Genomic DNA, 21384 nt, shown 5'->3' on the forward strand with positions numbered 1-21384 from the left:
CCTCCTGGAAAAAATATCACAGCGATGTGCAATATAATCAATTTACTTTTTTGAGTCGATTAAAATATCTTTTTCCAAATAAAAACAAATTGTAACGTTGCTTTTTGCATGGTATTGACAAGGTTGTCACTGTTCGCGGCGACAGGTTTTGTTCTCGGAATGCGGCGATTTGACTGGCGCAGTGAGAGGCGGACTGTCGGCCGGATAGGTGTGTCGTCATGCCGTTGATGGAGGTTTTCCTCCTGACCGGCTTGGTATTTCAACTTTCCGTCCACCCCCCGCTCGATTGTCGCAGGTTACGTGGACGGTGGTTTGGAGGCTTGTGATACAACGGGCGTCCAACCCCGACATTCATCCAATGATTTTCCAGCGTACGACGCCCAAGCCAGGGGCGCACATGGAAAGCCCGCCGCAAACCCGGATGTTGCAGGCAATTGCAGGACCCGGCTCAGAGCGATATAACGCAGCAACGCAAAGCGTAAGGTAACGCGTTTGACCTGACAAACCAGTGTTCCAAGTCAAGAAGTAATGGAAAGGAAGTTCGCAATATGAATATCGTAATCATTGGCGGGGGCCAACAAGCCCACGCTCTTCTGGGTATCTTCGCCTCACGAGGGCAGGAAGTTTCGATGCTGACCCGGAAAGCCCAGGAGATAAACGAAAGACTGGGCGCCAATGGCCAGATTGTCGTATCCACCCCCTATGGAGAGGATCTGCACGCCAAGCCGGTGCGGGTGACCGACAATCCCGTTGAAGTCATACCGCAGGCGGATCTGATTTTTATCACCAATCCCGCCAACGATCGCCCCCGCGTTCTGGCGCAAATCGCTAATCTGATTTCTGAAGACAAGGTCGTGCAGCTGTGCGCGATTCCCGGCTGGGGCGCTTTCGACTGGATGGTGGACTATCACATTGGCCGACGCTCCAATGTTTATGCCTGGGGCATTAAGGACACGCCGGTGATGGCGTCGCATCTCGTGCCCGGCCAGAGCGTCAGCATTCTCGGATTCAAGAAGGAGCTGTTCTACGCCATCTCCAATCCGACGCACATCAAGGTGGAGCTGGCCAAGAAAGCTCTGGAAAAACTATTCTATCAGCCGGCCAGCCGGGCGGAGCACTATATCGAACTAAGCGCCTGCGCCGGCAACCCTATCGAACACTTGCCGATTCTGTATTCCCTGGTGGGCCCCTATTCGCAGTGGGATGGCAAGCCCTTCAAGGAACGCCTGAACTTCTATGAAGATCTTACCGAGTTCGCCGCCTACTTGATTAAGAAATGCGACGAAGAGCAGCAGGCCATACTGGCGGCGCTGAAAGAGGTGTATCGCTCCGATTTCCCGTTTGCTCTGCCGCTGCACGAGGACATCGTGAAAATATACGGCAGACAGATCACCGATCCGCGCACGCTGCATTCCACCTTCCGCACCAACCCGGCGTACGCCGGTATCAAGATTCCCATGCTGACGTGCGAAGGCGGCTTTGAAGTCAATCGTCGCCACCGCATCTTCACGGAAGATGTGCCTTACGGCATGGACTTCTTTCTGGAGGTCGCCAGAAGGCTGAACGTCCATACCCCCATGCTCGCTGAAATTCGTGATTGGGCTTATGAATACTGCGGGGGCTTTGAAGACAACATCACGCGTTATTTCCCCTCGGGTTGGCCGCAACGCTCTATGGCGTTGGTGCGTTAACCAAAGGAGCCGGGAAGTAATGGTGACAATTAAATCATGCCGACAAGGCGGCGTGAGGGGTGGGGCTGCGCCGTTCCTGGCGCCGCTGACGCATCCTCTGACGCAAAGGGTGCTGGACTGCGGACGCGCTCGTTTGGATGCGTTGATGGATGCCCATGGTTCGCCCGTGCATCTGATGTTTCCACAGATTTTTGAAGAAAACCTTTACCGCTTTCGGCGGGTCTACGCTAACGCCGATATCCGTGGCGATGTGTTGTATGCGATGAAGGTTAATCGCTGCAACAGCTTTCTCAAGTCCGTTGCGATCAATGGCGCGGGAGCGGACGTCTCCAGCCTGTTCGAGCTGCAGGATGCGCTGGCGGCGGGCGTGGAGGGCGCTAAATGCTCGCTGTCCGGCGCGTTCAAAAGCCCTGACTTTGTCGAGCTGGGAGTCAAGAATGGGGCGGTCGTCGCCATTGACTCTGCGGAAGAATTCGAGGGCCTGCAAGAGTTGCTACTAGCGTCTCACAAAGGCGGTAAGACCCGCATCAAGGTGCGCTGGAACGGCGATGTCGGCGCCAGCCGCTTTGGTATGAACAGTGAGACGCTGAGGACGCTGGTGGGCGCACTGAAGCCGTATCGGGATCAGTTGACGCTGGAAGGCGTCGCCTTTCATCTGGGCGGCTACTCTATCCGTCAACGGGCCGAGGCGCTGGCGGTGTCTATTGAAATGATCCGCTACTTTCGCGAACTGGGCTTTGACGCTCACAGCGTCAACATAGGCGGGGGCTTCCCGACCCGCTATATCTCCCGAGGCGATTGGGAGGCGTTTCAGGGGTACAACGGCTCTCATTACTATATCGACGGTCGTACCCCGGAGGATTTCTATCCTTACTGGTCCCCTCGCGTCAAAGACGAGGCGCTGGAGGACATTGTGACCGCCTGCGGCAATCGCGAGCGTTTGCGTCAAGAAAGCGTATCCCTGTACGTGGAGCCGGGGCGCGCCTTGGTGGATCAGGCTGGAGCGACGTTGTTTCGCGTCAAAGGCGTCAAATGTTTGGGAGCGGGCAAGCATGTCATCGTTGTTGACGGCTTCAGCTTCAGCTCCTGTGAAACCTGGTTCCATTCGGAGTTTCTGGTGGACCCGATCGTGATTGGCGCAGGTCAGGGCGATGCTGGCGTCGCCTATATCGCAGGCGGTAGCTGCCTGGAGTCGGACGTGCTGACGAAGAGATGGATTCCTTTCAAGAATCTGCCGCAACCGGGAGATTGTCTGGCCTTTGTGAACACCGCCGGTTATCAGATGGATCTCATGGAGACCCGTTTTCACCGTGCGCCGACACCGCAAAAACTTGCAATAATCGCAACCGACGTCCATGAAGGAGGGCTGGGCGATTGGTCATGGCGATTGGATGAGTCGTTCTGAGCAGTTTCGCAATCAGGACTGGAAAGCACTGATATATAACGAATAAGGAATGAACATGATTAAAACAAAAGTGTCGGAATTAATCGGCGAAACCCCTCTACTGGAGCTGCCTTTGCGGGACTGCTCCTGGAAATTGCTGCTGAAGCTGGAAAAGTTCAACCCCGGCATGAGTATGAAGGACCGCATGGCCCGCAGCATGATCGAAGCGGCGGTGCGTGAGGGCCGTTTGCAGCCGGGTGGCGTCATCGTGGAATCGTCTTCCGGCAACACCGCGACGGGATTGGCGTTACTGGCCGCGGAAATGGGCTTTCGCTTTATCGCTGTGATGGATCATCACGCCGCCGCTGAGAAAGTCATGGCGGTGAAGGCCTACGGCGGAGAAGTACATATCGTCAAAGGCGATTACGCCGATGATGAAGTGGCGACGGTGGAAAGAGAACTGACGGCGGCGCGTCTGGCCAGTGAAATCGAGGGCGCCTGTTTTATGGATCAGTCCAACAACCTGGCGAACCCAGGCGGTTATTCCGGCACCCTGGCTCATGAGCTGATTCGCGACACAGATGGCGGCATTGACGCGCTGGTGGCCTGCGTTGGTACGGGCGGCTCCATCACCGGCGTGGCCTCGGAATTGAAGAGGTATCGCTCCGACATTCGTATTTTCGGCGTGGAGCCGGTGGGGTCAGTGGTGTTTCGCAAGGAAGGCGGGCCTTACTACCAGTCCGGCACCGGCGTGCCGCCCGGCGATGCCATTGGCGCAGCATTTCGTCGGGAATTGGTGGATTACGGTTATCAGGTGACGGACGCGGAGGCGTTTGAAACCTGTCGTTACCTGGCGCGTCAGCGCGGGTTGTTGATTGGCGGTTCAGCGGGAGGCGCGGTGTATCAGAGCGTCAAAATCGCCCAGAACCTGAGCGGAAGCGGGACGATGGTCTGCATCGTCTGTGACGGAGGAGAAAAATACCTGCCGACAATATTCAATGATGAGTGGATGAGCGAGAGGGGACTGTTCGAACCGCGCGTGCATCAGGAGTTAAATCGCTGGCTGACGCCGGCTTTTCCCGGGCGAGTCAACAAGACCCGGGCTGAAGCGGACGCCAGGGCGGCGAGCCTGTGCCTCTGACGCAGGCCTGACGCGATGCGGTTTTGGGCGTTTACAAGGGGGTGAACGCCGAGCGGTCGACCGTGAATAAAAAACAGGGACACCAAAATGGAAAACACACACAATAGCAAAGCCATGACGTTTGTTTTTATCGCTGTCGTCGCGGGTACAGGGATGGATGCTTTCGTTAAACAGGTGGGGGAAGACGTCGATACATGGCAGCTGCTGTTTCTGAGGTGGTGCTTCGCGGCGCTGCTTTTGATACCCATGGCGGTAAAAGAAGGCGCAGGCATCTTCGTCTGGAAGTCGCCGAAGGCGCATTTGATGCGCGGCGTGCTCAATTGCGTCGCCTCTTTTCTGTTGTTTTACTCCCTCGCCAACTTGCCGCTGGCGGTGGTGGTGACGATTTTTTTCGCCGAGCCTCTTTTTATTGTGCCGATCTCCGCGCTTTGGCTGAAAGAGAAAGTGGCGCCGGGACACTGGCTGGCGACCCTTGTCGGCTTTATCGGCGTTTTGCTGATCGCCCGACCCAGCGGCGAATTCGCGCCTCTGGAAATCATCTATCCCTTCGCCGGTGCGCTGGGCTTCGCCCTGTTGCATATCGGTACGAAGAAATACGGTTCGCAGGAGAGTCCCATCAGCCTGATGTTCTGGCTGGCGATTCTGACGATTCTGATGTCCGGCCCCATGGCGGTGGCGGACTGGGCGCCGGTATCGTTGAAAGACTTTTCCTTTATCGGCCTGATCGCTGTGCTGGGCTCGGTGTACAGTTATTTCTGGATTGTCGGTCTGCGTATCGGCAGCGCCGCCATCGCCGCCCACATCAGCTACCTCTCTTTGCCGATGGCTTACCTGATCGGCTGGGCGTTTTTTGATGAAACACCGGACCTGTACACGATCCTGGGAACGGGAGTGATCTTCCTGTCGGTGCTCATGGTGTCAGTGAAAAACGGAATGAAACTACCGTTTCCACGGACCCTGCGGCGGGGCAAAACCTACGACGCCAAAGCCTCCTGATCGCGCCCCGGGTCTCAGGGATCCGGGAAAACCGATGATTTTGCTGACTTTTTTGGCAATGACTGAGGAGTTCATCGCGCTTTTTTTTCAATGCTGACGTTTACGTCAACGTCACTAAAGTCTATTATCCTCAGGGTGGATTACCGTCTACAGTAGAAAGTGGAGCGGAGCCTTCAAAAGGGGCCCGCCTTGCCTCCGAACGTATCCAGGAAGAGGACCCTATGAGTCAAACAACAAAAACAATAGAAGTTATTCATAAACCTGAATTCATTCAGGGAAATGAATTTAAGTTTCCCATCTTTCAGGTCCTGAAACAGGATGGCGCGACCTATAAAGGGGCTAAGCTGCCGGAGATGGATCAGGAAGAAGCCCTGAAGATCTATCGCACCATGGTGTTCACCCGCGTATTGGATGAGCGCATGTTGGCCGCCCAACGTCAGGGGCGTCTCAGTTTTTACCTGCAATCCACCGGCGAAGAAGGCACTGTAGTCGGCTTCGCTGCGGCTTTGGATGATCGGGACATGATCATGGCTCAATACCGGGAGCAGGGCGCTTTAGCCTATCGCGGATTCTCGGTGGAGGAGTTCATGAACCAGCTGTTCGGCAACGAGCTGGATTATGGCAAGGGCCGGCAAATGCCGATTCACTACGGCTCCGCCAAACTCAATTACATGACGATTTCCTCGCCTCTGGCCACCCAGATTCCTCAGGCCGCCGGTTACGCCTACGGCCAGAAACTGGAAGGCAAGGGGTTATGCACAGTGACCGTATTTGGCGAAGGCGCCGCTTCTGAAGGGGACTTCCACGCCGCCCTGAATATGGCCTCCGTACACAAAGTGCCGGTTATCTTCCTCTGCCGCAACAACGGCTACGCTATTTCCACCCCCTCCAGCGAACAGTTCGCTGCGGACGGCATTGCGCCTCGGGCGTTAGGCTACAGCATGCGCGCTATCCGCGTGGACGGCAATGATGTGCTGGCGGTGTATCTGGCTACCCAGGCCGCGCGTAAAATCGCGGTGGAAGAAAACGAACCCGTATTAATTGAAGCCATGACCTATCGTCTGGCCGCGCACTCCTCCTCCGACGACCCATCCGGCTATCGCAGCAAGAAAGAAGAAGACGTCTGGCGCGCCAAAGATCCCATTGCGCGCATGCGCAACTGGATGATCAAGAAAAAATGGTGGACCGAAGAAGAAGAGAAACAGCTTCAGGACAGCATGCGTCAGGAAGTGCTCGACGCAATGAAGAGCGCCGAGAAGAGGCCGCCGCCACCGGTGGAGTCGCTGGTGACGGACGTCTACGACGAAGTGACCCCGCAACTGCATGAACAATTAGAAAAACTCAAGATGCATGTCCGCAAGTATCCGGACGCGTATCCCAAGAGCGCGGGGAGAATGACGCATGGCTAAGATGAACCTGTTACAGGCGATCAACAACGCCCTCGACATTGCGATGGCGGAAAACGAGAAAGTAATCTGTTTCGGTGAAGATGTGGGCGTTTTCGGCGGCGTTTTCCGCGCCACCAGCCATCTTCAGGAAAAGTACGGCCGCGCCCGCTGCTTCAACACACCGCTGGTGGAGCAGGGCATTATCGGCTTCGCCAACGGACTAGCGGCCCAAGGCCATGTGGCGGTGGCGGAAATCCAGTTTGCGGATTACATTTTTCCCGCCTTTGATCAGATCGTGAATGAGTCCGCCAAATATCGCTATCGTTCCGGCAACCTGTTCAACGTCGGCGGTTTGACGATTCGTACGCCCTACGGCGGCGGCATCTCAGGCGGACATTATCACTCACAGTCGCCGGAAGCCTATTTCGCGCATACGCCGGGCCTGAAAATCGTCGTTCCGCGTAACCCCTATCAGGCGAAGGGGCTGTTGCTCAGCTCTATTCGCGACGACAACCCAGTGGTGTTTTTCGAGCCGAAGCGGATTTATCGCGCTTCCGTCGGAGAGGTGCCTGAAGAAGATTACGAACTGCCCCTGGGTAAAGCGGAGGTGTTGAAGGAAGGTTCCGACATCACTCTGTTGGCCTGGGGCGCGCAGATGGAATACATCGAAAAGGCGGCGGAGATGGCGGAAAAAGACGGTATCTCCTGCGAAGTGATCGATTTAAGGACTATTCTGCCCTGGGATGTGGACACCGTCGTCAATTCGGTGCTGAAAACCGGACGTCTGGTCATCTCGCACGAGGCGCCTTTGACCGGCGGGTTCGCCGGCGAAATCGCCGCCACCATTCAGGAGCGCTGCTTCCTCTATCTGGAATCGCCCATCGCCAGGGTGACCGGTTTGGATACGCCTTTCCCGCTGGTGCTGGAGAAAGAGTATCTGCCGGATCATCTGAAGATCTACGAAGCGATTAAACAAAGCGTGAACTTCTAGGAGGGCGAAGATGGTGACTGATTTTATTTTGCCCGATATTGGCGAGGGCATAGTTGAGTGCGAGCTGGTCAAATGGCTGGTGCAGGAAGGGGACTTCGTTCAGGAAGATCAGCCTGTAGCGGAAGTTATGACCGACAAGGCCTTGGTGGAGATTCCTGCGCCCAATAGCGGCCGCGTCGCCAAGCTCTATTACCGTGAGGGCGACACCGCCAAGGTGCATTCCCCTCTGTTTGCAGTGGACATGGCGGGCGCTGCGAAAGCGGCTAATGAAGAGTCAGCTCCGGTGGCGGCGGTCAAGCAGCCCGACAGCAAGCCGGCGGAGGAGAGTAAACCGGCTCCAGCGTCTCAGGCTGCTGGGAAAAATGGGGACGACTTTATCCTGCCGGATATCGGTGAAGGCATTGTCGAGTGTGAGATCGTTGAATGGCGAGTGGCGGAAGGCGATCATGTGGAAGAAGACCAGCCTGTCGTTGACGTGATGACTGATAAGGCGGTGGTGGAGATTCCTGCGCCTCGCGCTGGTCGCATCGTGACGCTGCACTATGGCAAGGGTGACATCGCGAAAGTGCACACGCCGCTTTTCTCCTTTGAAGCGGACGGCGCAGCGCCTGTTGCGACGCCTGCCAAGGTGAATGGCGACAGCGCCTCCAAATCCGCCTGTCTGGCGTCATCGGCGCAGAAACCGGCGCAGGTCTCAGGGCGTGTCAAAGTCCCCGCCAGCCCGGCTGTGCGTCGTCTGGCCAGGGAGCTGTCTCTGGATCTGAATCGCGTGCCAGGCTCCGGCAAGCATGGGCGGGTGTTGAAGGAAGACGTCCATAAATATCAGAAATCCTTGCAGGCCGGTTCTGCGCCAGCGCAAAGCAAAGCTCCGGAATCGCCCGCCAGCGTCGGCGAAGTGCGGGTGGAGCCGATTCGCGGCGTGCGCGCGGTCATGGCTAAGCGCATGGTGGAAGCCGCCACCACGATTCCGCAATTTACTTTTGGCGATGAGGTCGACGTCACTGCGTTGCTGGCTCTGCGCGAGCAGCTCAAGCCGGAAGCGGAGAAAGCGGGCGTGCGTCTGACGTTGATGCCTTTCATTATGAAAGCCATGGCGCTGGCGCTGATCAAACATCCCATCATGAACAGCCGGGTCAATGAGGACTGCACGGAAATCCATTATCTGCCTCATTGCAACATCGGTATGGCGGTGGACTCCAAAGTCGGTCTGCTGGTGCCCAACGTCAAGCATGTGGAAAGCCGCAGCATTCTCGACATCGCGCGGGAAGTGGAGCGCCTGACCAATGCGGCCCGTGACGGCTCCGTGCGTCAGGAAGACCTTAAGGGCGGCACCATCAGCATCTCCAACATTGGCGCGTTGGGCGGCACGTATGCGTCCCCGATCATCAACCTGCCGGAGGTGGCGATTGTGGCGCTGGGCAAAACCCAGACCGTGCCCAGGTTCGACAGCGACGGCTCGGTGGTGGCGCGCTCGATTATGAATATCAGCTGGTCCGGCGATCATCGCATTATTGACGGCGGGACCATTGCCCGTTTCAGCAATATGTGGAAATCTTACCTGCAGGACCCGACATCGATGTTGCTGCATCTGAGCTGATAACCCTGCGAGAGTGAATGACTGGCGCGCCCAAGCTACAACAGTTCTATATTCCAGAAGAGCAGTCGATCTATCTGCTCAGTCACAATGACGCCAAGAAGCTCAAGGACTGGGTCGCCTTGTGTCAGGCCCAGCTTGAGCAGCTTGGTTACCGGGATATTGAAATGGTGGGCAAGGGCGCCTACGGTTTTGTGTTCGCCGGCGTCACCGCCGGGGGCGAGCAGTATGTTTTCAAATTCTCCCGCATCACCTTGCCCCAGCATTTGCAGGACCGTCTGGAAGAAGAGGCGTTTATGTTGGGCCTGGTGGAGCATCCCAGAGTCCCCAGCCTGATCGCATTCCAGCGTATTCGCCGCCAATCCATTCTGGTGATGGAGCGCGCGCCGGGCGTGGATCTTGAGCAATACTCGCTCAAAGTGGGGCGTCTCCCGCCTAGACTCGTTGTTAAGATTGCTGCACAACTTGCTGATATATTGAGAAATCTCCGCTCAGATAAAGGGCCGGCGGGACGTCCCTTAGTGCATGGGGACATCAAGCCTTCCAATCTGGTGTACGACCCCGATACCGAGCAGGTGGCGCTGATCGACTGGGGCTCCGCTGTCTTCGCGCAATTGGACGAAAATAATCAATACGTCTCCGCCAATGTCATGGAGCTGATGTCCAGCGATCTGCAACAGACCAACGCGCGTCTGGGCGATGTCTACTTCATTGGCGATGAGCAGCTCAATGGCGGTTTATCGTCGCCCCGATTCGACGAGCAAGGCGTGGCGGGAACCTTGTACGCCCTCGCATCCGGGCAGTCCTGCCGCTTTGGCCATCGCGCTTTGCCCGCCGTATCTCTGGGGCTGCCGGCGGAATTTGCGCGCATGCTGGACGCTATGATGGACGATGATGCCTCCGTGCGGGCCAAGGCGGGTGATTATTTCCTGCGCCATATGCCACGCATGGCGCGATTGGTCATGCTGGATCTGCCGCCGGTGCAGGAGACGCCGCTGGCCCCGGTCTGGGTGCGGCCGCAGAAGCGGGGCATCGATACGGTGGTGTACAGCTCGCGTAAGTCGTTCCTGCGGGAGGAGGGCGTCAAGGAGGAGCTGAAAGAGATCAACGATGTGCAGTTGGATCGCTACTACAAGAACTTCATGCAAGGCATGGGGGAGATTGAAAAGGCGTTCATCGCCGCCGTCAGCCGTCTTGGCCGTTACCCCGTGGTGGGCGGGCTGGCGGTACGCTGGGAGAAGGAAGGCGTGTATATCGACACCAGCCTTAACCTGCGCGATCCGGATTTAAAGCCGGCGTTTGTCGCCGCAGTGAACAATATGGTGAATCTGGCGCGGGCGATTCATCGGCAGGGTGTGTTCAAGAGCTGCTTGTTTAATGCCCGCGACACCCTGCATGTCGACCGCGATGGGCCGGAGAAGCCCTTTATTCCCGAGCCAGGTTTGAGTCTGGGCTACGAGGTTAGCGCGACGCCGGATCTGGAAGATCAAAGCCGGGTGCACTCCTATTTCGAAGACGGACCCGATCCGGAAGAGTTTCTGGTTCTTCCTATAGAAATCATGGAGATACTGGAGCTTCTTAATAATATACATCACACCGGCCTAATCATATTTGAAAGTTTGCCCACGCACTTGAAGATCCATAGTTATTACCGTCTGCTGGACCCATCCAGGGAGCAGGAGTTCCGTTATTGCCTGGACGCAATCATCGCCGCCATTCCCCTGATCAAAGGATTGGGCGTATCAGGGTTCATGAAGATGCCCTACAAAGACACCAAATTCTTTTCTCATATTGAGCGGTTGCCGGAAAAATATTACCCGAAGAATCCGCGCGATGAAGTTGGCGCGCAAGTCGCCAGTTCAGCCTCCTAACGCCAGCCTTCAAAAGAGGCGCATCTTCCCTCGATTATTTAAGTGCACCAAAATGGCGCTATATCATTCCGCTAAAACACCAATTTAGTGCAATTCTTTACGTTCTGTGGCGCCAGATAACTTGAAAATTGCGTTATTACGTGCTGTATTTAAAGCAGTAATCGGGGCGTAAATTTTGCATAACTGGTGGCCTTACTGGCTCCCTCCCCGGAAGCCCGTCACTACAGAGCGGCGGCTGACGTGAACTAGTTTTCGTTTCTTTTGTGACGGAAGTTGGTTTATTTGCCTTCAAGGCCCGGCAGAATGGGGAGAGCTGTGGGAAAAACTAGAACAAATATCAGGGAAGTTCACTGTAGGGAGTAGAAAAACGAAAGACCATACAGAGAATGCATATGCGATATAAAGTTTTGACCGCCTGTTTATTGACGCTGGTCTCCGCCGCTGGGTTTACCCAGGCGGCTGATTTCGGAAATCCTGTGCAGGTGACGATTTCCGGTATCCCCAATGGGCCTGACGGTTCGCCCATGAACCAGGAAGAGCCTTACATTTCCCGCAACGGTAAAACTCTATTCTTCAACGGCGGCCCTGATAACAACCGGCGTCTGCTGCATTACGCAGAGCGTAACGCTAACGGCGGCTGGGCTTATCGCGGCCAGATCAGTCTGGGCGGCGAGGATGAGAAATATCTTCAGGGCGCCCCCGCCATCGACGTGGACAATAATCTGGTTTTTTCCGACACGGGTGTGGAATCCATGGTGCGCAGCGGCCGTTTCTCTGGCGGCAAATTGTCTTCCGTGCGCGCTATCGACGGTCTGCCGCCCCGTAAGGCGAATGCGTTCGCCCGCAAATTTCAGGGCAATATGGGGCCGGAAGTCAGCCCTGACAGCCGTGTGTTGTATTTCACTGAAGCTGCCTGGGGCGCTGGCGGCTTCATGAGCGGACAACTGCTGCGGGCGGATATCCACTTCGCCACCCACCGTGGCGGCGCCACTTACTATTACGATCAGAGCGAAGTGGAGCGGGTAATGGAGAACGTCAACACCCGTGATATCGAGTACAGCCCCGCGATTTCGTCGGATGGACTGGAACTGTTCTTTACCCGTATCCTGTTGGCGGACCGCGCCAACAATCGTGATCGCGCTTTGATCATGCGAGCAGTGCGCGGCTCCACCAGTCAGCCGTTTGACTCTCCGGTGGAAGTCACGGGAGTAGGGGTAGATGTGATGGCGGAAGCGCCGTCCATTTCCGGCGATGGCTCTGAACTGTATTATCAGAAGAAGGAAGGCGGCAAAACGCGCATTTTCATGGTTACCCGATAGCGTCGTTTACCGCCTTCACCAGCGGCGATACTGAGCAAGGGGAAATCATGCGAATCAGCGTGTTGGCGAAAGCAACAAATTGCGATGCGGAAACCGTCCGTTACTACGAAAAAATAGGTCTGCTGCCGGCTCCGCCGCGCAGCGCCTCTGGCTATCGCGAGTACGGACGCAATCATTTGGAGCGCTTGAACTTCATTCGCCATTGCCGCTCCTTGGACATGTCTCTTAACGAAATCAAATCTCTGTTGTATTTTCGTGATCATCCTTCCCTGGACTGTGGTGAGGTCAACGACTTGGTGGACACCCACCTGCAGGCTCTGGAGCAGAAAATCTCCGATCTGGAGAAGCTGAGGGAGCAGTTGCAGTCTTTGCGTGACCAGTGCCGTATACACAATCGCGCCGCTGAGTGCGGCATTCTGACCGGGCTGAGCCATGATCCGGCTGAAGGCGAGTGTCCTTGCCATGGCGACGCGCCGAATTCATAACAAGCGTCGACGTTCTTTTCCTTTTTTCTTGTAATGAGGGCTTGACCCTGTAGCGGCTCCAGACTTTAACCTGAGCTCATTCAAATATAAGGAGAACGACGAATGGGTGTGCACTGCTGCCATAACGAACATGAAGAAAAGCCAAAAGTTGATGGGCGTTACCGCAAAATTCTATTTTGGGCGCTGTTGATTAACGGAGCCATGTTTGCGGTGGAATTGCTGTCCGGGTTGCAGGCCGGCTCCGTATCTCTGCTGGCGGACTCGCTTGACTTTCTTGGGGATGCGGCCAATTACGGCATCAGTCTTTGGGTATTGGGCATGGGGTTGGCGATGAGGGCGAAGGCGTCTCTGCTGAAGGCGTTTTCCATGGGGGCATTCGGGGTGTGGGTATTGGGCTCCACTGCCTGGAGCGCCATGGCGGGAACCTTGCCGGAAGCCGTTACTATGGGCGCTATCGGCGCACTGGCCCTGGCCGCCAATCTGGGCGTGGCGGTCATGTTGTACGCTTATCGCGAAGGTGATAGCAACATGCGCAGTGTATGGCTGTGCACCCGGAACGACGCGTTGGGCAATATCGCCGTTATGCTCGCCGCCCTGGGGGTGTTCGGATCAGGAACCGCCTGGCCTGATTTGGTTGTCGCCGGCATCATGGCCTGTCTTGCGTTAAGCGCCGCAGTTCAAGTGTTACGTCACGCCAGAAAAGAACTGCGTCACGATCACGAGGCTACCGCGGAAGCCTGAAGGCGCCTGGGCGGATGCAACGGCGGACGGTTATAATTCTCTTTTATCCCCGGCCGCCGACAATGTTTCAGGAGATTCGCCCATGACCAGTAAATTCTTCGCCTACCTTGAACGCCTGCGCTGGATCAAACGTTGGGGGCTGAAAAGGAATGTGGTGGAAGAGAACGTCATGGAGCATAGCTGGCAGGTGGCCACCATCGCCCATGTGCTGGGGCTGATCAGCAATCGCAAGTTCCATGGCGATGTCGACCCCAACGCGCTGGCGGTGGCCGCTCTGTATCACGATGTCTCGGAAATCATCACTGGGGACATGCCGAGCCCCATCAAATATCACTCCGACGCCATCAAGCACGCTTACCACGCCATTGAACGGGAGGCGGAGAAAGAAGTGCTGTCCACGTTGCCGGACGAGCTGCAACAACCTTTTGAGCCCCTGTTACTGCATGACAAGTTTGACGCCGCCAGCGTGAAGTTCGTCAAGGCCGCTGACCTGATCAGCGCCTATCTCAAGTGCCAGATGGAAGTGGCCGCCGGCAACAAAGAATTCGACGACGCTAAAGCGGATGTGGAGGCGCGCATCCGCGCGCTGCAGATGCCCGAGGTGGAATATTTCATGGCGACCTTTGTGGACAGTTATCTGCTGACGCTGGACGAGTTGCTGAAACATCACGACCCGACGCGAGACTGAACTCGTCAACGCTCACCAATAGAAAAAGCGCCCCGATGGGGCGCTATTCAGTTGCGAGTGACTTTACGCGTCACGCCTTGATATTGACGTGATCATCTTTCCGCCGCCGCAATCGGCTTCAGCGCCTCAGGCTGCGCTTGGCGCGTCCGGGAGATCAGTGTCAACCCCAGCAAAATGGCGCCCATGCCAAGCAAGCTCAGAAGAGACATTTGGTTGCCCAGGAACAGGTAATCCATGGCGGCGGTGACGCCGGGGACCAAGTAGAAAAGGCTGGTGACATTCACCAAGTTGCCGGCCTGTATGAGACGGTACAGCAGCAACGTGGCGATCACCGAGATGACGACGCCGAGCCACAACAGCGCCAGCAAAAAGCGCGGACTGAACTCCACAACGACAGACTCCCAAGGCGAGAACGCCAGACAGAGGAGCAAGGTCGTCGCGTATTGCAGGGGAAGCACCGACGCAGGCGCTTGCTTGACGCCTTTTTGCAATATCGACCCCGTGGTGATCGAGCCCAGCGCGGCCAGGGCGAATACAACGCCTGTCGTGGAGATTTGCGCCAGACCAATACTGTGATACACCACCAGAATCAATCCCGATAACGCCAGGAACAGCCCTGAGAGACGTTGCAACGAAAAGGCGGACTCGGTCGCCAGCAAGGTCAGAATGGGCTGCACGCCCAACACAGTGGCGAGCACTCCTGGCGTCACGCCATGCTCTAGCGCTTTGAAGTAGCAGATTGAATAACCGCCAATCATGAGTAAACCGATCACCGCCACGCGAAGCCGCGTTTCCGGCGCCGGCAGCCACTGGCCTCGACTCAGGCCAATGCTCAGCACCACAATAAAGGCGATAGTGAAACGGAGGAGAAGAAAGGCGAAAGCGGAGGCGGACTCCAGACCCATTTTGGAAAAGATAGCCCCGCTGCTCCACAGCAGTACGAAGAGCGCGGTTGCGCAATAAGACAGTAGCGTCGTTTTGTTTGTAGACATAATAGATTGCCCGTCGCAGGGAAAAATAAATGCCGGCCACGTCAGCTCTGTGCTGACATCAGGTGGAAGGCGTGAAGATTATTTCAGTGGAAAGCGGGCGGCGGTGGCGCACCAGCCTGAAGGCGACGGGGTGGGGGAGAGAAGCAAAACATGAAAACGTCGCGGACGCTAACACAGCCGACATCCAGTTTGAATGTGCGGGCGGTCTTGGCGATGTCCTGAGGTTGGGTCATGTTTGCAAATCGTTGAGTATGATCGAACGCTGATCTTACGACCCTGGAAAGAGGGAATCAAGCACCGGATAGCTATCTGATTCAGATTGGGAAATCGCGTGTTCCATGAAGGCGGTTCTTCGAAAAAACGCGGGACGCGGCGCATAAAAAAAGCGCCCCGCAGGGCGCTTAGCGAATAGTCGTAAGGGTGACTATCGGGAAGTGTTTCTCACCAGAACTTTGCCCACTTTGCCGTCGGCGCTTTGTGACAGCACCAGGACGTTGAGGCCGAATTCCGGAATGTTGCGGCCCGCATCAGGAATCTCGTCGCTCATGTAGTTGAGACGATCGATGAAGCGCGGATAGGGGCGACGGTTTTGGTCTTTCAGCGTGGAGCCTACGGAGTCCACATCCGTCAGGTCCAGTTTCAGGCGCTCGGAAGCGATCACGTTGAACGCCGCGTCGTGCAACTGGAACTTGGTGGATGCGACACTGCCGTCTTCCCACTTAACCACTCTCTGGTCTGCGTCGACGACGCCCAGGAAGCCTTCGCCAGGGTGAACGCCCACGTGGTTGTTATCCCAGGAGTCATCCACGAACCAGACTACCAGACCCTGGTTGAAGGACATCAACTGACCGGATACGTTGAGACGTTCCAGACCGATGTCGACGCCGTTGTGCGTACGCCATTCCATCAGGTAGTAGCGATCGGACAGCGTGAAGCCTTCGTTCGCTGCGAAACCGTCCAGTGTGAACACTGGCGCGGAATCGGCGTTGTCGCTGGCGACAACCGCACCGTCTACGGACAGAGCGATATCGTCCACGTACAGGCCTGGGTTGAGCGTGCCGGAGTCAGTGAAGTATTCGATACTGACTTTAACGGTCTGGCCAGCGTAAGCGGACAGATCGAACTCTGCGTTCACCCAACCGTCGGATGCGCCGGTGATGCCGTTGCCGAGGTTGTTGCCATTGGGATTGGTGTCAGTGGTGATTGTCGCTGGCAGGCTGACTTTGCCGGACGCGCTTTCCACCATCACGTAGCCGTAATCCCAGTCCGCTTCGATGTCGTACCAGGTTTTGAACGCCAGTTTGGCGGAGGTGGCGGACGTCAGGTTCAGGTCATAGGACATGCTGGTGTGCAGGTCGTTGGCCTTACCGCCGAAATACGCGTACTGACCGCTGGTTGGCGTTGTGATGACGCGTTTTTTCTTCGGCAGGTCGATGCGGATGACATCGTTGTTAGTCCCTTTGCTTACCGCTTCGTCCAGCAACAAGACTTCGCCTCTGCGATCCAGCTCATCGATAGACAAGGTGGCGCCGTGCTGCCAGTTGCCGCCCCAGATGCCTTGCAGCTTCTCTTTGGCGTAAGCGCTGAAGCCGGTCGGTTCAGTGCCTGGAATCTTGCCGGCCCAGGAGCCGCTGGACATGATGGACCAGTAAGAAACCGGCTCTCCTTTGCCTGTGTATTGGGTGTCGTATTCGTCCGGCAGACCCAGGTCGTGACCGTATTCGTGCGCGCACACGCCCGCTGCGGCGGAGATCGGCTGTATGGTGTAGTCATACGCCGCCATCAGGCCGCCCCAGTTGTCGGACTCGGAAGTGGTGCCTTCGATCGGGAAGATCTGGCCCAGGTTCCAGCGGTGCGCCCAGATAGCGTCTTCGCCCAGTTGTCCGCCGCCGGCTTCTTCACCGACTGCAGAGTGGAACACCATCACGTGGTCGACCAAACCGTCCGGCTCCCAGTAGTCGCCATCGCCGTCCAGGTCGTAACGGTCTTCGATGTCATAGTCGCTCAGATCCACATTGGGGTCCGCCGCCGCGGCTAAAAGGGCTTCGCGGATCAGTGCGCGGGCGTCGCCGTCCACGTTGTTGCCGTAAAACGCCGCCGGCTTCTGCGCCATGTACCAGCCCGCCACGTTGCCTTCTACAGAGTAGCTGGCGCCGGACTGCGCTTCATAATACTGACGCATGGAGATCAGGTTCTCACCATTTGGCCCCTCGTAACCGGAGCCGGAGAACAGCAGGTCCTGAAAATGCTCCCGGTTATAGTCCTCGTAGTACATCTCAGTTTCGCCGGGTTGGATGGAGTTGTGCGGGAAGTCCGGGAATTCCATCAGGATGGCGAGTACTTTGGCTTTACGGGCGCCTTCGGTCCACTCTTCCAGTTGCAGGTTATCGGGGAACAGTTTGCGGTTGTCCCGTTCACGCCATCTTTGGTCTCTCAGATGGTTGCCGGTAACGCGGCGAGGTTCTTCAGCCAGCGCCGCCGCGGTTGCGGAAGTTGTGGCCTGCATGCGGGCGCGTTGCAGTTCGTGGGCTTTGCGGTCTTTCAACCAGTCCTGCAGTTTGGCGGTGGCTTCTTCCAGCGTAGCGCCTTCAGAGATTTTGCCGCCTGCCTTCAACATTTGAATCAAGCGGCCTTCATTCGCAATGCTGGGGTCGAAGGCGCCGGCGCCATGTTGATGCGACTGGCTGGCCGCAAATGGCGAGGCGGAGGCGAGCAGCCCGGATATAGCGAGCGACAGTATGCTTCTTTTATGCATGATTAATTCCTTTTTATTGATTGCCCTTTTGTGTAAGGCCATATTCGGCCCAAGCGGGGAATGCAGGCAACGGATTGCCGGCGAATCTCAAAATGAGATAAAAAAGTAGTTCGCCCGGTCAGGCGCGGATGCCGCGCCGGTCGGGTGAACGCCAAGTCCCCGCGACGCCTAGTGAATGTCGGAACGACCGTTGAACAGTCATCGACGACGCTCACAAAAGCCATTTGGTTTTATAGTTTCCCTGTCGATCCGATAAGGTGTCTCCTTAGCGGTCAAACATCCCCAATAACGCACATTATTGAGGGACGCCGAAGACGTCCTTGTTTCATTAAAAACGGCCCTATAAGCAAGCGCTTACGTGGTCGCGCTAATTAGTAAACCAGAAAAAAATCCACAATATCAGTACTTTGGAGAAATAATCTTTATGATGATCGGCGCAGGCTGGGAGCCCGCGCCGCGCGTATCAGGAGTTGTTCGGGGAAGGAGCGGGCGCGTATTGCGGTTGACCGGAATTGATTCCGGATTTGGTTTTTTCGGTGGCCTTTTTTGACTGCGCGGAAGCATGCGCTTTTTCTCTCAAATATTGCCGCGCAGCTTCCTCTGCTTCAGCATAAGTGGCGCTTTCAGGAATGGCTCCCTCGTTGCGCAATTTCTTGATGACGCTTTCAATATTGGCTGGCGCTCCGGCTTGCGGCCCGGCGTGATCTTCATCGCAGGCCAGGGTGGGTGCGGAGACGATCAATAGGGATAGCAGCGCGCTGGTAAAGGTCCTTTTGGATAGTTTCATCATTCACTTGACTCATTCTTTTGCTTGTCTGGAGACGATAAGTCTAAGCGTTTTTGTTGCGGCGGCGAAAGGGGCTCTCCCCGCGCTTCTTTGACGAAGTAGGCGCCGCTTTGGCTTTTTACGCCGTCCGGCGTGAGCGTCCCCCAGTGAGTGATAAGGTCGCCATCCTGCGCACTGCGCTCCAGAGAAAACAATGTTTCTCCTGGCTTATAGACGGTCACGCCATAGCTGTTTTTCACTGATCCCCCGGCATGGGAGACAAAATTGATATCGATGCGCGCGCCGGACGTCTCAGCAGCGCAGATCAGGTTTTCCGCGGTTTGGAAGCCGTTGATCTCCAGATGACAGGGCGTTTCTCCTTTGGCCACGGTCAACAGGTGAATCATGATCATCGGCGTGCCTCCGGCAGTGTTTCCCAGCTGGGATTCATACCGGTAGCGGCCGTCCCAATTGACGATCAGCGTGGAGTCATCGGAATCTTCGGCGAACGTCGGTAAGACGATGCTGATCAGAAACAGCGATAAAATACATTGGCGTGCGGTCATAGCTCATCCCATATAGCCCGTCGTGAGACCCTTATCGTAAGCGGCGCGGACTTTCAGTGAAATTTCGGCGGGGGTAATGATACCGTCTTTGTTTTTATCAAAACCACTGTTCTGGGTATAGGTCAGCGTGCCGCGCCGGAACAGCGCCTGGGACGGATTCATACCCACCGCAGCGGGGTACAGAATCGCGAGGTAGACATCCTCCAGATTCTGCAAACGCCCCTGGTAAGGGCTGAAATACTTCTCTACATACTTCAATTGCTGTACCGCGGACATCCCCTTGAGCGCCTGAACGCTGGTGCCTAACGCTTTGGCGGTGGCGGGCATGAACTGGATCAAACCGATAGCGCCGCTGCCGGCGGCGTTGGTGATGCGGGGGCTGAACGTTTCGCCGGTTTCAAACGCCATACAGGCCATAAGGTAGTCCGGCGACATATCCATCGCGGCGGCGATTTTAATGACTTTATTGTTGAAGACGGAGGAGGTGCGGCCGCCCCAGGCGATACGCAAACGCGTGCCTCCCAGAAGCGCGCTCAAGGTGCGTCCGCCCGGGTCGATGCGGCCGTCGGGTTTGTTCATGCCGACTTTATCCCGCTGAAAACGTTTGATGGCGGAGGCCGTGGCGCCGCCAGCGACGCCGTCCACTACCAGGCGTGAACTGTGGGTTTTGGCGAAGCGATTGAGGAGTGTCTGCGCGAGGACAACGTCCGCTTTTTTGTTGACGCCGCCGACCCCTACGGATTGTTGAATACTCTGCATGTCGATCCTTGAAGTTAACATGGCAAGGCAGAGTAAAACTTGACCGAAGCGGTAACAACCGGGCGTATGGACTAACTGATCGTCCGATAAGGTTATACCTGTAACCTGTTGATTATGATAGATAATGTCACGATTTGTCCCCGTCCTTTTCCAATTGTCCCATTGGCGCTGGGAGCCAGGGCCTGTCTGTGTCAGAGTGTGGGAAGGGCCGAATGGGCCTCTGACAGGCCGTCGTGAAGCTTGGTTTGCAACCGCCAATGACAAAGCACAGGGAGGCTCATGAAGACGCGTATTTTTCTGATTATTGGCAGTATTCTGTTGTTGCTTCCCATCATGGCGGAACCTCTGCTGTGGATACAAACACACGCTGGATTTGTGCGGCGCATTGCATTAGTATTCCCGCGTCACTGGGGAGTAGCCTCTCTTCGCCCTGAAGAGGTTTGCGTCAACACACTTGGCCCACAGGCCATGGCGTAAACGGTTCCATAACTTGGCAAGACCTTTGACTATGCCGCACCGGTTGGGCCGGGGCGTGGCGTAGTCATATGGTTAAGTCCGGCCCAGGAGATATCCCGAATGCAAGCTTTCCTGATTTCCACCGGCATCGTCGCGCTCGCAGAGATTGGCGACAAGACCCAATTGCTGGCGTTTATTCTCGCCGCCAAATTCCGCAAGCCGGTTCCCATTATCCTCGGTATTTTCGTGGCCACCATCGTCAATCACGCCTTCGCTGGCGCGTTGGGCGCGTGGGTCACCTCTCTGGTGACGCCGGAGATACTGCGCTGGGTGCTGGGCGTGTCGTTCATCGCCATGGCGGGCTGGATGCTGGTTCCTGACAAGTTCGATGAAAGTGAAGCCAGGTTCGCCAAACTGGGCGTATTTGGTACGACGGTCATCGCCTTCTTTCTGGCGGAAATGGGCGATAAGACTCAGGTGGCCACCGTAGCGCTGGCGGCGCAATACTCCTCTGTCTTCTGGGTAGTGGCCGGCACGACCTTAGGGATGATGATCGCCAATGCGCCCGCCGTACTGCTTGGAGATCGCATCGCCCATCGCATGCCGGTGCGGGTGGTGCATGGTGTGGCGGCATTGATATTTGTCGGGTTAGGCGTTGCGACCCTGCTGGGCGCTGGCGCCAGTCTGGGCTTCTGAGGCGCCTGAAAGCATCAATTTGTGCGCAGGCTCACTCCTTGCTGTGATCCAGGTTGTGAAAAGCGCGTAAATGAGATTGAATTGCATTCCGTGCGGGCTAAAATT

The 21384-nt window shown here is 56.3% G+C and carries 18 protein-coding genes and 1 riboswitch; of the genes, 13 read left to right on the forward strand and 5 right to left on the reverse strand.

Features of this window, described 5'->3' with window-relative positions; translation table 11 throughout:
* The first annotated feature begins 548 nt into the window (after positions 1 to 548).
* The 12 genes from O5O45_RS09005 to yfbR all read left to right on the forward strand — a co-directional run bounded on the left by O5O45_RS09005 (position 549) and on the right by yfbR (position 14289).
* Entirely contained in the window at positions 549 to 1691 is a 1143-nt protein-coding gene (locus O5O45_RS09005; protein WP_305904879.1) for an NAD/NADP octopine/nopaline dehydrogenase family protein, read from the forward strand.
* Positions 1692 to 1710: 19 nt separating this feature from the next.
* Entirely contained in the window at positions 1711 to 3096 is a 1386-nt protein-coding gene (locus O5O45_RS09010) for a Y4yA family PLP-dependent enzyme (RefSeq protein ID WP_305904880.1), read from the forward strand.
* 55 nt (positions 3097 to 3151) lie between these two features.
* Entirely contained in the window at positions 3152 to 4216 is a 1065-nt protein-coding gene (locus O5O45_RS09015; RefSeq protein WP_305904881.1) for a PLP-dependent cysteine synthase family protein, read from the forward strand.
* An 87-nt stretch (positions 4217 to 4303) separates the two neighbouring features.
* Complete coding sequence (locus tag O5O45_RS09020) at positions 4304 to 5212, forward strand: DMT family transporter (protein WP_305904882.1); 909 nt, start codon at positions 4304 to 4306, stop codon at positions 5210 to 5212.
* 221 nt (positions 5213 to 5433) lie between these two features.
* A complete protein-coding gene (locus O5O45_RS09025) occupies positions 5434 to 6621 on the forward strand; it encodes a thiamine pyrophosphate-dependent dehydrogenase E1 component subunit alpha (protein ID WP_305904883.1) in 1188 nt (395 codons plus the stop codon).
* Complete coding sequence (locus tag O5O45_RS09030; RefSeq protein ID WP_305904884.1) at positions 6614 to 7591, forward strand: alpha-ketoacid dehydrogenase subunit beta; 978 nt, start codon at positions 6614 to 6616, stop codon at positions 7589 to 7591. Before O5O45_RS09025 ends, O5O45_RS09030 begins: the two co-directional genes overlap by 8 nt.
* A 10-nt stretch (positions 7592 to 7601) precedes the next feature.
* A complete protein-coding gene (locus O5O45_RS09035) occupies positions 7602 to 9188 on the forward strand; it encodes a dihydrolipoyllysine-residue acetyltransferase (protein ID WP_305904885.1) in 1587 nt (528 codons plus the stop codon).
* Between the two features lie 17 nt (positions 9189 to 9205).
* Positions 9206 to 11056 (forward strand): protein kinase domain-containing protein, encoded by a 1851-nt coding sequence (locus O5O45_RS09040; protein WP_305904886.1) that lies wholly within the window; start codon positions 9206 to 9208, stop codon positions 11054 to 11056.
* Positions 11057 to 11448: 392 nt separating this feature from the next.
* The gene (locus tag O5O45_RS09045) at positions 11449 to 12375 is read left to right on the forward strand and encodes a TolB family protein (RefSeq protein WP_305904887.1); all 927 of its coding nucleotides are present in this window, start codon (positions 11449 to 11451) and stop codon (positions 12373 to 12375) included.
* A gap of 47 nt (positions 12376 to 12422) precedes the next feature.
* The gene (cadR, locus tag O5O45_RS09050; RefSeq protein WP_305904888.1) at positions 12423 to 12860 is read left to right on the forward strand and encodes a Cd(II)/Pb(II)-responsive transcriptional regulator; all 438 of its coding nucleotides are present in this window, start codon (positions 12423 to 12425) and stop codon (positions 12858 to 12860) included.
* A gap of 102 nt (positions 12861 to 12962) precedes the next feature.
* Positions 12963 to 13601, forward strand: coding sequence for a cation transporter (locus O5O45_RS09055; RefSeq protein ID WP_305904889.1), 639 nt, complete (start codon positions 12963 to 12965; stop codon positions 13599 to 13601).
* Positions 13602 to 13683: 82 nt separating this feature from the next.
* On the forward strand, positions 13684 to 14289 hold the full coding sequence (gene yfbR / locus O5O45_RS09060) for a 5'-deoxynucleotidase (protein WP_305904890.1): 606 nt from the start codon (positions 13684 to 13686) through the stop codon (positions 14287 to 14289).
* A gap of 92 nt (positions 14290 to 14381) precedes the next feature.
* Here yfbR and O5O45_RS09065 read toward each other — a convergent pair whose 3' ends face one another.
* From O5O45_RS09065 to O5O45_RS09085, 5 genes are all read right to left on the reverse strand, one after another.
* Complete coding sequence (locus O5O45_RS09065; RefSeq protein ID WP_305904891.1) at positions 14382 to 15281, reverse strand: DMT family transporter; 900 nt, start codon at positions 15279 to 15281, stop codon at positions 14382 to 14384.
* Between the two features lie 424 nt (positions 15282 to 15705).
* The gene (locus O5O45_RS09070; protein WP_305904892.1) at positions 15706 to 18036 is read right to left on the reverse strand and encodes an immune inhibitor A domain-containing protein; all 2331 of its coding nucleotides are present in this window, start codon (positions 18034 to 18036) and stop codon (positions 15706 to 15708) included.
* 463 nt (positions 18037 to 18499) lie between these two features.
* Complete coding sequence (locus O5O45_RS09075; protein WP_305904893.1) at positions 18500 to 18826, reverse strand: hypothetical protein; 327 nt, start codon at positions 18824 to 18826, stop codon at positions 18500 to 18502.
* Positions 18823 to 19368 (reverse strand): DUF5991 domain-containing protein, encoded by a 546-nt coding sequence (locus tag O5O45_RS09080; protein ID WP_305904894.1) that lies wholly within the window; start codon positions 19366 to 19368, stop codon positions 18823 to 18825. The genes O5O45_RS09075 and O5O45_RS09080 overlap by 4 nt, the downstream gene beginning before the upstream one ends.
* Positions 19369 to 19371: 3 nt before the next feature.
* Positions 19372 to 20127: a peptidoglycan-binding protein gene (locus O5O45_RS09085; protein ID WP_305904895.1), complete on the reverse strand. Its 756-nt coding sequence runs from the start codon at positions 20125 to 20127 to the stop codon at positions 19372 to 19374.
* A 397-nt stretch (positions 20128 to 20524) separates the two neighbouring features.
* Positions 20525 to 20696, forward strand: a riboswitch (yybP-ykoY riboswitch).
* A gap of 7 nt (positions 20697 to 20703) precedes the next feature.
* Between O5O45_RS09085 and O5O45_RS09090 the strand changes: the two genes are divergently transcribed.
* Positions 20704 to 21279 (forward strand): TMEM165/GDT1 family protein, encoded by a 576-nt coding sequence (locus tag O5O45_RS09090; protein ID WP_305904896.1) that lies wholly within the window; start codon positions 20704 to 20706, stop codon positions 21277 to 21279.
* Positions 21280 to 21384: the final 105 nt, after the last annotated feature.

It is taken from the genome of Hahella sp. HNIBRBA332 (assembly GCF_030719035.1).
Lineage (GTDB): Bacteria > Pseudomonadota > Gammaproteobacteria > Pseudomonadales > Oleiphilaceae > Hahella.